Source organism: Actinopolyspora xinjiangensis, from assembly GCF_900104475.1.
In the GTDB taxonomy this organism is placed as follows: domain Bacteria; phylum Actinomycetota; class Actinomycetes; order Mycobacteriales; family Pseudonocardiaceae; genus Actinopolyspora; species Actinopolyspora xinjiangensis.
In genome coordinates this window covers 216,227-228,346 of sequence record NZ_FNJR01000002.1, presented here as the reverse complement: position 1 = coordinate 228,346, position 12,120 = coordinate 216,227, and the positions used below count along the sequence as shown (strand labels likewise).

Annotated in this window: 8 protein-coding genes and 1 pseudogene; 7 read left to right on the top strand and 2 right to left on the bottom strand. The window is 65.4% G+C overall.

The features are described from left to right. Positions 1–280 precede the first annotated feature (280 nt). The 3 genes from BLQ75_RS22940 (at position 281) to BLQ75_RS03705 (ending at position 5,076) form a co-directional block, all read left to right on the top strand. Positions 281–823, top strand: coding sequence for a hypothetical protein (locus BLQ75_RS22940; RefSeq protein WP_170837305.1), 543 nt, complete (start codon positions 281–283; stop codon positions 821–823). Positions 824–1,265: 442 nt separating this feature from the next. After that, on the top strand, positions 1,266–4,559 hold the full coding sequence (locus BLQ75_RS03710) for an ALF repeat-containing protein (RefSeq protein ID WP_092597750.1): 3,294 nt from the start codon (positions 1,266–1,268) through the stop codon (positions 4,557–4,559). A gap of 232 nt (positions 4,560–4,791) precedes the next feature. Next, positions 4,792–5,076: a hypothetical protein gene (locus BLQ75_RS03705; protein WP_139182898.1), complete on the top strand. Its 285-nt coding sequence runs from the start codon at positions 4,792–4,794 to the stop codon at positions 5,074–5,076. A gap of 576 nt (positions 5,077–5,652) precedes the next feature. On the opposite strand, the gene BLQ75_RS03700 is transcribed toward BLQ75_RS03705, so the two are convergent. Next, the gene (locus BLQ75_RS03700) at positions 5,653–6,570 is read right to left on the bottom strand and encodes a 1,4-dihydroxy-2-naphthoyl-CoA synthase (protein WP_092598391.1); all 918 of its coding nucleotides are present in this window, start codon (positions 6,568–6,570) and stop codon (positions 5,653–5,655) included. 187 nt (positions 6,571–6,757) lie between these two features. Here BLQ75_RS03700 and BLQ75_RS03695 point away from each other — a divergent pair, with 187 nt between their 5' ends. Next, positions 6,758–7,552 carry an alpha/beta fold hydrolase gene (locus BLQ75_RS03695; protein ID WP_092597745.1) on the top strand — a complete coding sequence of 265 codons (795 nt, stop codon included), beginning with the start codon at positions 6,758–6,760 and terminating at the stop codon, positions 7,550–7,552. A 4-nt stretch (positions 7,553–7,556) separates the two neighbouring features. Here BLQ75_RS03695 and BLQ75_RS03690 read toward each other — a convergent pair whose 3' ends face one another. Further along, positions 7,557–8,336: a helix-turn-helix domain-containing protein gene (locus BLQ75_RS03690; RefSeq protein ID WP_092597742.1), complete on the bottom strand. Its 780-nt coding sequence runs from the start codon at positions 8,334–8,336 to the stop codon at positions 7,557–7,559. Between the two features lie 1,099 nt (positions 8,337–9,435). Here BLQ75_RS03690 and BLQ75_RS03685 point away from each other — a divergent pair. From BLQ75_RS03685 to BLQ75_RS24110, 3 genes and pseudogenes are all read left to right on the top strand, one after another. Continuing rightward, positions 9,436–10,716: a cytochrome P450 gene (locus BLQ75_RS03685; protein WP_092598388.1), complete on the top strand. Its 1,281-nt coding sequence runs from the start codon at positions 9,436–9,438 to the stop codon at positions 10,714–10,716. A gap of 62 nt (positions 10,717–10,778) precedes the next feature. After that, positions 10,779–11,543 (top strand): alpha/beta fold hydrolase, encoded by a 765-nt coding sequence (locus BLQ75_RS03680; protein WP_092597739.1) that lies wholly within the window; start codon positions 10,779–10,781, stop codon positions 11,541–11,543. 11 nt (positions 11,544–11,554) lie between these two features. Next, positions 11,555–11,791: pseudogene (locus tag BLQ75_RS24110) on the top strand (IS5/IS1182 family transposase); the annotation flags it as partial. Between the last annotated feature and the right edge of the window lie 329 nt (positions 11,792–12,120).

Sequence of the window (12,120 nt, the reverse complement as noted above, 5' to 3'; positions counted from 1 at the left end):
TGGAGGCGGAGCGACGTGGTCGCGCCCACGGCCGCGTGATCACTCCAACGCTTGTCGTAGCTCGGAACCCGCTCGACACTTCCGAAGGAAACAGCAAGATCAGTGACAATAATCACCGCCCACGCGGGTACCACCGGATGACCGAGAGACTGTACTCCGATTGCCGGTCGACAACACGAACCGATGATCTTCCTTGCTGCGCACAGCACCACAAGAGAATTTCGCGCAGCGCGCGACCACGGAAGATCCCCGAAGATCACTTATTGCACCCCGTCCACGAATGAAGTACGATCTTTCCGCTCAATTATTTATGCATCAGACAATCGAGGGTGAAATGCCACACAGAACTCGGCTCGCCGGATTGGGAGCCATAGTTGCCGCTCTGACATCCAGCGGATTCATAGCCACTCAAGTCGCGACAGCACAGCAGGACACTGAGAAACCTCCACCGATCGTGGAGGACTACAGCTATCCCGGAGCCGCGCAGATCGAGGATGAGACCGGGGTCAAACTCATCGAGGGCGATGGAAACATCATCAAGGTGGGCTGTGACAAGGATACTCCACTAATCCGCGTGGACAGCGCGAACACCAGCATCGACAGGTCGTGCTATGAAGTCATCGACGCGCACGGCTGGTTGACCATGGAGATACCCAACGTCTATTCCATCCGAGGGGACGATCACACCGTCAACGCAACTGTGACTTCCAACGGCCAATCGGAACAAGTCGTGATTCCTTCCGGGAAGACCACAGCCATAGGAATCGGAAACGGAGCCGACGAGGATCCAGCCGCATTGGTCGAACTACGCGTTCCAAAGTAACACAACGAAACTTATTTCCTGATGTTATCAGTTTCTTCATTTCTGCCGTATCATCCAGAGCTGAACCCTGGGGCGCGCTTCGCGGTGCGAGAATTTGTCGTTTCCCGACAACACACAAGACAGTCTGACTTGTCGTCCGGAGCATCAGAAATGTGAGCGGTGAGTGCATTTCGGAGACGATGAACGGGTTCGCCCCCGGAGCTATGACGACCTTTCGTGGTCGTGGCAGAAGGAAGCACCTGATAACACGAATTCGGGAAACCCCACTGCCGCCCCAGCGTAGGGGCAAGCACGAGCCTAAAAGGCATTCGTACGGGCGCGGGAAACCGCTCGACCGATAACACTCCTCTTCTCTGGTGTCCCACCTCGAACGAGTGCGCGATCTCGGTCGGACGGCAATGTTTTAGCGCGTTCGAACCAAAACGAACTGGGGATCACATTCATGCTATTTCGAAGAAAATTCAGACAGCCGAAAATCGGGCGAGCACTTCGCCGAAGTTTGGTATCGGCCGGCCTGGCCACCGTTCTGACCGTAACACTCACGGGCCCGGCGCAGGCCGCATTGGCAGAGGAGGCCAGAGTAACGCCCGCCGACCGCGCCGAGGTAGCGCGATTGTGGCGGGTAGGCGGCCCCGCGACGCGGGACGCCGCATCCAAGGCGCTCGCCGGAGGCGACGATGCGCTGCGCGAGTTCCTGCGCAACGGCAAGGAGCGGGCAAAGCTCCATGACCTGCGTATCAGTATTACACGACTGATGTCCAGCGGTGGTCCTGCCATGAAGCAGGCGGTCAACGCGACATTGAACGAAGGAACTCTCGAAGCATTACAGAATTTCGTGGACACCGGCTGGAAGGATCCTCACTACCGCGATCTGCGGTTGACGGTTGTGCGGCTGAAGGCCAACGGTGGCGCCAGAATGCGGAGTGCGGCCGAAGAGGTCTTGCAAACCGACACCACCGAAGCCTATGAGAAGTTCCTGAAAACGGGTTGGAAAGAGGCCCGGTACCACGATTTGCGGATACGGGTGGTGCGCGCCAAGGCCAACGGCGGCCCGCACGTGAAGCAAGCCGCTGAACGGGCGCTGCAGGCCGACACCGAAGCCGCCTTCAATCGGTTCCTGAACCGCGAACTGGAAGTCGCGCAGGCGCGGGACACGGAGAAGGCCACCGTTACCGAGCTCGTCGAACGTGCCGAAAAGGCCGGTGCGGAAGCCCGACGGCAGACGGCAGCGGCGGAAGCGGCCACCGAGCGTGCGGTGAAGGCTGCCGCCGAAGCCAGGGAAGCCGCGGAACGAGCGCGACGGGAAACCGAGGCCGCAGAGGGTGATACGGAGCGGGCGACCGCCGCCGCTAGGATCGCCGCGGACACCGCTCGTCAGGCGGCACAGGCAGCACAGGTGGCGACCACCGCTTCCGCCGCAGCGGACCGGGCTGCCCGCTCCGCTGCCAATGCCGCATCGCGTGCGGCGAGCGCGGCGAGCTCCGCCGGTCAGGCGGCTTCACGGGCTTATTCCGCGGCCTCGGCGGCCGCGATGGACGCCAGTCAGGCGGACGCGGCCCGTCAGGCGGCCCAAGCCGCGCGGAACGCGGCCACAGGCGCGGAGCATGCGGCAACCGCTGCTCAGCAGGCAGGAAACGCGGCTCGGGCCTCTTCGACCGCGGCCCAGGAGGCGGCCAGCGCGGCACGCAACGCGGCAGCGGCGGGCACGGCCGCCAGCGAGGCCGGTCGGTTGACAGGCGTTGCCGAGAACGCGGCCGCCAATGCCGCCGCTGCCGGAGAAGCGGCCCGGACTCATGCGCAGCGGGCCACCAAGGCCGCGAACGCGGCCACCGAATTGGCGAACCGATCCGCGCAGGCGGCCGACGACGCGGCGGCGGCAGCGAACTCATCCGCGCAACACGCCCGCAACGCCGCCGCGGCGGCGGAGGACGCGGCCGCACATGCGGGCGAATCCGAAGACGCCGCCAAGGCCGCGACCACGCACGCGAACGCGGCCATCGAAGCGGCGAACGCCTCGACCGAAGCGGCCATGCAGGCACGCGAGGTCGTCGACCTGGCGCGCGAGGCGGAGGACACCCGCATAGCGGAGAACCAATATCTGGCTCTCCAAGCCGCTAAGCAGGCCAAGCAGGCGAAACAGGAACAAGAGGAGGAGCTGCGGTGGGACGCGGCCGAGCAGGCCCGCATCGACGCGGAAACCGAGGCGTTGCTCGCGGCTGCCACCGCTCCCGATGCCGAACCGGAAACCGTGCTGAGCAAGGGACGGAAAGCCGCCGTCAACGTACTGCGAACGGGCGGACAGTGGAGCCGACAGGCGGCCCTGCACGCGTTGTCGGGTACGGAGGCCGACGTACGCGAGTGGCTCGCCACCGGTCGTGAAGCCGCAGCGGTACAGGACGACCGCGCTCGGGTAGCGTGGCTCGCCGAGCTGACCGAACGAACCGGGTTGCGGAAGGCGGCGATGGCCGCGCTGGACGCCCCGCCCGCGGAGATGCGGGAATTCCTGAAGAACCAGGATTACGAGGGGCGCGAGACCGATGACCGGCTCCGCGCGGTCCAAGTGCTGAGCAACGCGACCGGGCCGACCCTCGAGCAGGCCGCGCAAGAGGCACTGGACGGTACTCCCGAGGACATTCGTCAGTTTCTGGAAGAAGGCCAGTATGCCGCCAGAGCCACCGACAACCGTATCAACGCCACGCGAGTCCTGAGTTCAGGCGGTCCACGTGCCGCGGGGGCCGCCGAGGTCGCACTGAGTGGTCCGGCTTCGTGGCCCCGTAGGTTCCTGCAGTACGACCAGCACATCGCGGCGGCCGCTGATCTGCGGGCGGCGGTGCACCACGCCGAGATGGAGCGCCTCGTGCACCGAGGTTTGCAGGCAGCCGCCGAGGCACAGCGGCAGGCATACCGGGCGGCCGAATCCTCGGCGAAGGCCCGCGGTGCGGCGGCTGAGGCCAATGGATACGCGCAGCAGGCGGCCGACTCAGCGAGTCAAGCCGCTGACTACGCCGCGCAGGCGCAGACCGCGGCGGACAACGCGCAGGCTTCGGCCGAGCAAGCAGCGAACTCAGCCGATGTCGCCCGTGATGCCGCGGCATCGGCACGACAGTCCGCCGACGAAGCGAGCCGGTACGCGGTCCAAGCGTATCGCTCGGTGTCGGATGCCCGGAGCTTCGCCGATCTCGCCTATTCGGCCGCCGCCGACGCCCGTAAGGCCTCATTGGAGGCTGCCGAAGACGCCGACTCGGCCGAGGCCGCCCGCAAAGCGGCGGAAGCGGCACACCAAGCTCTGCGGGATGCGATCGCCAAAAACCAACCCGAGTACGATGCCAAAATCAACAACAGGCCGGAACCGACTGAAGCCGAAATTCAGCTCGCCACATACGCGACCGCCTCGCAGAGCGAGGGTTCTTGGCTGGACGGTGTTGGAAGCTTCTTCAGCGATGTTGGCGACTTCTTCAAGGACGTCGGTAGCAGCATCGGCAGCTTATTGAAGAATATCCCCTGGAATTGTTTGATCGGAGTTGGGATGATAGCGGGCAGCTTTGGCATTCCCAGCGCGAAAGCCCTACAAGGAATACGGGCAATCCGAGGCCTCGGGGGAGCGAAAGAGACGACCAAGCTACTTCGAGCCTTCACCAGAAAAGATTGGCAAACCCTCTGGAAAGAATCGCGGAGTGGCATCGGGCACCTAGCAACAGAATTGGTCGGAGTCAACTATATTAAGGATAACTGCTGACTAGCGGCATGCCAGGATACACGTCCACTGCTCGTGGACGTGTATCCTGTTGTCCGGCCTGGTGTTCCACATAATTTTTCGAGGTTAAATATTGTTCACGACCACCTTCGCCGTGACCCTCGCCTGGTCGGTCCTGGTGATGTTTTTCCTGCTCTTCTCACGTGTCCGGAACTGGTGGGTCACAGTCGCGAGAAAAACGACCACCTCGACCACCGGAAAAGGGAACCGGTTCGTGGATCAGCTGTTCGGTCACGAAGACCACTTCGAAGGGATGTTAACGACCCTGGGGGCGGCGCTGGCGGGTCAGCTGTGCGGATACCTGCTCGGCGGAGCAGCGATCACCTGGACTCAGGTCGGGTTTTTCGCCGCCATTTACACGCACGGCTCGCTGGGCACGGCAGCGCTGATTCGGGCCAGGCTGCGCACGACCGATCGTCCGATCTACATCGCCTACGTGTCCGGACTGGTGCTCGCCTTCTGCGGCGGGCTGAGCCTTGTCCTCAGCGAAACGCAATGAATCGCCGACGCTTCGGCCCGGCGACGATTTCTCGGGCGAGGCCGGAGGAGTGAGTTGCTCGGTGGGGTTGTTCCAGTTGAGGGGTTCGCGGATACGGACTGCGGTGGATCGTGTCGTGCGAGGCCCGCGTCTTTCGGATCACTCGGGTAAGCCCACCGCGGCCGGGCCGCGATCCGTGAAGGGAGCGCCGCCACAGACACGACCAGTCTTCAACCACTCCGGCCAGCCGGGGACACCCGGTGAGCTTGCTGGACTTGGGGTGGCGTGCCCGGTCCCACGCGGCCTGCCGCGCCCGATACACCTCCTCCCCGCCGTTACGGGTGACCTCCCGCGAGACCGTCGATCAGGCCCGGCCCAACCGACGTGCGACCGCCGCCTACGTTCACGAACGCCCCAGGCGACGCGGCGTTGAGCCGGTGGGAGGGAAACACGACGGTGCCGGAGGGACAACGACCGGCGGAGAGGTGTTCGGCCGGGCGCTGAACACCGAGCCCACGACTTCACGAGTCGCTCGGGCGGCACTCGCGGCATCACGAGCGCCGAAAGTGCCGCCCCACCGGCAACCCGGCAAAGCGGTCAGTAGTACCAGGGGAACTCCGACCAGTCCGGGGCTCGTTTCTCCAGGAACGAGTCACGCCCCTCGGCCGCCTCGTCGGTCATGTAGGCCAGCCTGGTCGTCTCTCCGGCGAAGACCTGCTGGCCGACCAAGCCGTCGTCGATGGCGTTGAAGGCGTACTTGAGCATGCGCTGCGCGGTGGGGGACTTGCCGTTGATCTCACGGGACCACTGCAACGCCGTCCCCTCCAGCTCACCGTGGGGCACCACCTCGTTGACCATCCCCATCCGGTGGGCCTGTTCGGCGTCGTAGGGACGGCCCAGGAAGAAGATCTCGCGGGCGAACTTCTGCCCCACCTGCCGCGCCAGGTAGGCGGAACCGAACCCGCCGTCGAAGCTACCGACATCGGCGTCGGTCTGCTTGAACCGCGCGTGCTCGGCACTGGCCAGCGTGAGGTCGCAGACCACGTGCAGGCTGTGCCCACCCCCGGCCGCCCAACCGGGAACAACCGCGATGACGACCTTGGGCATGAACCGGATCAGCCGCTGCACCTCCAGGATGTGCAGCCTTCCGGCCCGGGCCGGATCGACGGTCTCGGCGGTCTCGCCCTCGGCGTAGCGATAACCCGAACGGCCCCTGATGCGCTGGTCACCGCCCGAGCAGAAGGCCCAACCACCGTCCTTGGGGGACGGGCCGTTGCCCGTGAGCAACACGCAGCCGACGTCGCTGGTCATGCGTGCGTGGTCGAGCGCTCGGTAGAGCTCGTCCACGGTGTGCGGACGGAACGCGTTCCGGGACTCGGGGCGGTCGAACGCGATGCGGACGGTTCCCTTGCCCGGGCCGTCCTCGACACACCGGTGATAGGTGATGTCGGTGAACTCGAAACCCTCCACAGGCTGCCACACGGCCGGATCGAACAGTTCGGAGATAGGCTGCATGTGTGTCGTCACGACCACGACGATAAGCCACCGCGTTCGTCACGGGCCGTCCGGTGACTCGTCGATCACGAGCGCTCACCCGTAGCAACCGGGCTTGCGGACACACCGACAGAACTTCGTAGTATCGCAAAATCAGGCTGGTCCCAGACGCTGGTCGGAGCGGACTCACTTCGCGGGAGGAACGAGAATGCCACTGTCCCATGTCAACGGACACGACATGTACTTCGCGGACACCGGGGGTGACGATCGTCCCGCCGTACTGCTGGGACACGGCTTTTTCCTGGACCACACCATGTTCACCGCACAGGCCGAAGCCCTTTCGGCCCGCGGCTACCGCGTGGTGACCTGGGACGCACGTGGGCACGGCGACAGCCCGGCGGGGGACTCGCCGTTCACCTACTGGGACATGGCCAACGACCTGATCGGCCTGATGGACCACCTCGGCATTCAGCGTGCGGTCGTCGGCGGCCTGTCCCAGGGCGGGTTCACCGCGCTACGCACGGCGCTGATCGCACCGAACCGGGTCACCGGGCTCCTGCTCCTGGACACCGAGGCACACCCGCTCTCCGACGAGGATCGCCGCGGCTACACCGCGCTGTTCGGCGAGCTGGCCGAACAGGGTTCCGTGGACGAACTGCTCGTTCCGCTGTCACAGCAAATCATCGGAGACCACCCGCAAGCGGCCCACTGGCGGCAACGCTGGAAAACTCGCCCTCTTCCCCTCGGTTCTCCCGCACGGTGCCTGTTCGAACGCGACGACATCACCACTCGTGTCGGTGAGATCACGTGTCCCACGCTGCTGATACGCGGTTCGAAGGACGCTTCCATCCCCCGGGAACGCATGGAGTTCCTGGCCACGGCCATCCCACAAGCGAGCCCGTTGCAGGAGGTGGACGGGGCGGCTCACGCGCCCCCCGTGACGCATCCCGAGGAAAGCACCTCGCTGCTGCTGTCCTTCCTGGACTCCCTGGATCACTGGTAACGCCCTACCTCGCCGGGATTCCCAGGTAGAGCTGCATCTCCTGGCTCGGATCCGGGCTCGGGTAGACCTGCGCCAACAACTCGACCTCCCGCCCACGATCGAGGTCGTGGACCAGGAAATGCGGCTTGTGGCGCCCCAGGATCACCTCCTGCAGCTCCCACATCCGCACGAACTCCGTCGATCGCGAGAGCATGTCCAGGACCTCGGCGAACATCGGATTACCGGGCCTGCGCGCCATGAGGGCACGTAACCAGGCCACCGTCAACCGCGCCTCGTACTCCCACTCGACCATGACAGCCTTGGATTCCGGCATGTAGAAGAACCAGGTCAACACATTGCCGACCTCGGTGATACGCCGAAACACCCGACGGTACTCCGCGTTGGAGTACAGCACGTTCCACCCCTCGTCGACGTAGGCGGCCAAACTCGGGTGCAGTCCGTCGGCCGCCTCGCGCTGCACCGAGGTCACTTCCTGTCGCCGCCCCGGTTCCGCTTGGTCACCCCGCTGGGCACCGGCCAGGTCGTGGAGGTGCTGCCGCTCCACCGAGACACTCCCGAGAGCATCGGCCAGTCGATCCACCACCGTCGGGGAAGGATTGTCCGCATGCCCCTGCTCCAGCTTCTGGACGTAACCCACGCTGGTGCGCGCCGCCGTCGCCAGCTCCGCCCGGTTCATCGCCGGGCGCGGCGTCCGGTAAGCCGGGTCGGGCGCGAACGCGGCCGGGGGAGCACCTGATCTCAGGTGGCGTAAATAGCTACCGAAACTCGGCGGTTCGATGATCACGTCACGATTCTATGTCGAGACACTCCGTTCACGGTAACAGGTTGACTACCAAGAGTGTCCAAAACGGAGTCCGTACGGCGCGGGAACGGTCCTGGACGGGTCGACCGACCTCCACGAGGCCCGACGCTTCACCCACACGGTGGAACGAACACCCAGCGTGGCCGGTGTTCCTGACAAGGATATCACCGCCAGGGATATCCCCGGCGGTCACAGTTGCCCGCCCGGTTCGCCACCTCCCAGAATCCAACGTGTCGGACGAACACGACACCGGACAGAACCTCCGACCACGACGAAGGGCGCCCCGTCCGGGGCACTCGAACCGCCCGGCCGACGGAGCCACCGGGCCACAGGTGCCGCGAGAACCTGCCCCTGGGGGAAGGTCTCGACATCACATCATCGTCGAGACCGGCGGCCGGGGAGCTTCCACTCCCCGGCCGCTGAGACCATCCTCGAAACCGGATGAGAAGCGCGGCGAGATCGATCATGCCTCGGTAGGACGAGGCGGTTTTGTCGTAGCGGGAGGTGATGGCTCGGTGGTCGCCTCCGGTCACTCCATCACCCACGGCTCCATCACCCACGGGGTGGACGCCAACCGTCACCGGCCCGACCCGGCATCCTCATCTCCTTCAAAGGATCCGTGGTGTGGACACTCGAGCGGGAACGTACCCGGCAGCGGATCGACGAGTGGACCCACCGCACGGGACTACGGGACGGACTTCACCGCCGCCACCGCCCACCCCGAGAATCCGTTGCGGCTGTGTCCGGAGTACGACAGCGGGGACGGTCTACATCCACGGCGGAGCGACGGTGACGCTCATGGCCCCGGCCGTCGTGAAAGCCCCAGAACGGCCACGAACCTCTTCACCCTTTTTCGCATGTCCCGATCATCACACGTCTTCCCCGGCTGTGATCTTCGTGGCGTGAACACGCCAGCGAACCGGGACGGCGGTGATCAGTGCGCCTGAGCCGGTGTCTCGACGGATGGAGCGGCGATTCCGGAGAACACCCGGTCCAGCTGGGCACTCGTGGAGCAGTGCCGTGCTCACGGATCGGTGGCAGGGTGTTCCTCGGTGACAGTGACGCCTCCCCCGGAGGTCCGATGACCGACAGCGCACCCTCCCCTCCCGATGTCTTCGACCCGCGTCGCTACGTCGACGGTATTCCGCACGAGTCCTTCGCGTGGCTGCGTGAGCACGATCCGGTCAGTTGGCAGCACGAGCACCCGGTGGGTGACTGGCCCGGCGGTCCGGGGTTCTGGGCCGTCACCCGCCACGAGGACGTGGTGCGGGTGCTGAGGTCCCCGACCGAGTTCTCCTCGTGGTCGGGCGCCACTCAGATCCGCGATCCCGCACCGGAGGACCTGGATTTCCTCCGCCGCATGATGCTCAACATGGATCCCCCGGAGCACAACAAGCTACGCCGGATCGTCAGCCGCGCCTTCACACCCCGCCGGGTCACACTGATGCGACGAGCGGTGGCGCGTCGGGCCCGTGAACTCGTCGACGCGGTGGCCGAGCGCGGCGAGTGCGACTTGCCCGCCGAGGTCACCGACGACTTCCCCCTACTCAACCTGGCCGATCTGCTCGGAGTCCCCGAAAGCGACCGCGGCAGGCTGCTGGAGTGGACCAACCGTGTCATCGGATACCAGGATCCGGATCACGCCGGGACGGCCGTGGACGCCACCGGCCGACCGGTCGATCCTCGCTCACCCGAGCAACTGGGCGACATGTTCTCCTACGCGCGTGAACTGGCCGAGCACAAACGTCGCCACCCGGCCGACGACCTGATGAGCGTGCTGGCCACCGCCGAGGTGAACGGCCGGGGGCTGTCCGAGGCCGAACTGGGGATGTTCTTCTTCTTGCTGTCGGTGGCGGGAAACGACACGGTACGTAGCGCACTACCCGGTGGCATGCGTGCCTTCGCCGAGCACCCCGAACAACACCGGGCCCTGTGGGCGAAGCCCGAGCTGCTCGACTCGGCGGTGGAGGAGACCCTGCGCTACCACCCGCCGGTGCTGAGTTTCCGTCGCACCGCCACCACCGATCTGAACCTGGCGGGCAGGGCCGTGCGGGCCGGGGAGAAGGTGGTGGTCTTCCACTGTTCGGCTCATTTCGACCGGCGTGCGTTCCCCCGACCGTACGAGTTCGACGTTCGACGTTCCCCCAACGGGCACCTGGCCTTCGGAGACGGGCCCCACGTGTGCCTGGGGGCGCACTTCGCCCGGATGCAGCTGCGTGCCTTCTACGCCGAGGCGTTGTGGCGGATGCCCGAGCTCGAACTCGCCGGGCCGACGCGGCGGCTGGTGTCGAACTTCGTCAACGGCATCAAACACATGCCGATCCGGTTCGTTCCCAACAGCATCACTCGCACGCGGAATTGACCTTCCCGGTCCGGGAGATCATTCTCGGAATGAGGGACTCTCCCACGCGTCCGGGAGGCGAGATGGCGCACGCACTGCCCCACGACCGGTTGGGGAGCGGCGGGCACGCGGTGCTGGTGGTGCACAACTGGTTCGGTGACCGCAGCACCTTCGCCGGGCTGCAACCCTGGATGGACACCACCACCTTCTCCTACGTGTTCGTGGACCTCCGTGGCTACGGGGAGGCCGTCGGCCACGCGGGGGAGTACACCGTCTCCGAGGCCGCCGAGGACCTACTGGCCACCGCCGACGCGCTCGAGCTGCCCGAGTTCTCCGTGGTCGGACACTCGATGGGAGGGATGATCGCCCAGCACGTGCTGCTCAAGGCCCCGAACAGGGTGCGTTGCCTGGTCGGGATCTCACCCGTGCCCGCTTCGGGGGTGCCCCTGGACGAGGAGAGCTGGGAACTGTTCGCCGGAGCCGCCTGGACCCCGGAGAACCGCAGGGCCATCATCGACATGACCTCCGGGCACAGGCTCCCCGGCCCCTGGTTGGAGGCCACCGTGCGTCGTTCGGTGGAATGCAGCGATCGGAACGCCTTCCGCCGTTATCTCGACTCGTGGGCGGGTACCGACATCCACGAGCACATCGCGGGCAACGAGACACCGGTGCTGGTGTGTGGCGGGGCGCACGACAAGGCACTCCCTCCCGAGGTCATGCGGGACACCTGGCTGCGCTGGTACCCGAACGCCGAGCTCGAGGTGTTCGCCGACGCAGGGCACTACGCTCCCGAGGAGGTCCCACTGGCGCTGGTCGCGCTGACGGAAGGATTCCTGGCTCGCTCGTGAGAAAGCGGGTGCGCGCGATGCTGCGACAACGCCGCATCACTCCCGTGATCGCCCACCGAGGCCAGGCCCACGGGGCCGGACTCGGCACCCGCCGCTGGGTCATCGAGCGCAGCCTCGGATGGTTGCACTGGCCCCGACGACTCCGCACCCGCTGACAACGCCGCGCCGACATCCACGACAGTCTGCTCCAGCTGGCCACCTGTCTCATCCAATACCGACGCGTCCAACATTTTTTCCAGGAGTTCTAAGAGGATTCGTTGGGGTTATGCGAGCCAAGGGGATTCGACAGAAAACGATCCGGCAAAGGCGATCGGCTTGACGGATGAGAACGGAAAATTCTGGAAGCTGTTCGATCCGAACGCGCCGGAACCTTATCCAGTACCAGTTCCGGAAACTCCGGATCTCTTGGGTTTCATGGCTCTGTGAGCACCGAGCGCCCCCTGACGAACGTGCGAGGAGCGCTAGCTCTGCTAACTCGCAGGATGAGCAAGCCCCTGCCGCTATCGGGGCACGGCAGGGGCAGGATCTCATCCCCCCAAACGGCTCTGAGAGCGTTACAGAGTGGTTTTTGTGAGCT

Excerpts from the sequence above, each read along its gene's own strand:
- BLQ75_RS22940 (WP_170837305.1), top strand. The coding sequence starts at position 281 with ATGAAGTACGATCTTTCCGCTCAATTATTTATGCATCAGACAATCGAG.
- BLQ75_RS03710 (WP_092597750.1), top strand. The coding sequence starts at position 1,266 with ATGCTATTTCGAAGAAAATTCAGACAGCCGAAAATCGGGCGAGCACTT.
- BLQ75_RS03700 (WP_092598391.1), bottom strand. The coding sequence starts at position 6,570 with ATGCAGCCTATCTCCGAACTGTTCGATCCGGCCGTGTGGCAGCCTGTG.
- BLQ75_RS03695 (WP_092597745.1), top strand. The coding sequence starts at position 6,758 with ATGCCACTGTCCCATGTCAACGGACACGACATGTACTTCGCGGACACC.
- BLQ75_RS03685 (WP_092598388.1), top strand. The coding sequence starts at position 9,436 with ATGACCGACAGCGCACCCTCCCCTCCCGATGTCTTCGACCCGCGTCGC.
- BLQ75_RS03680 (WP_092597739.1), top strand. The coding sequence starts at position 10,779 with ATGGCGCACGCACTGCCCCACGACCGGTTGGGGAGCGGCGGGCACGCG.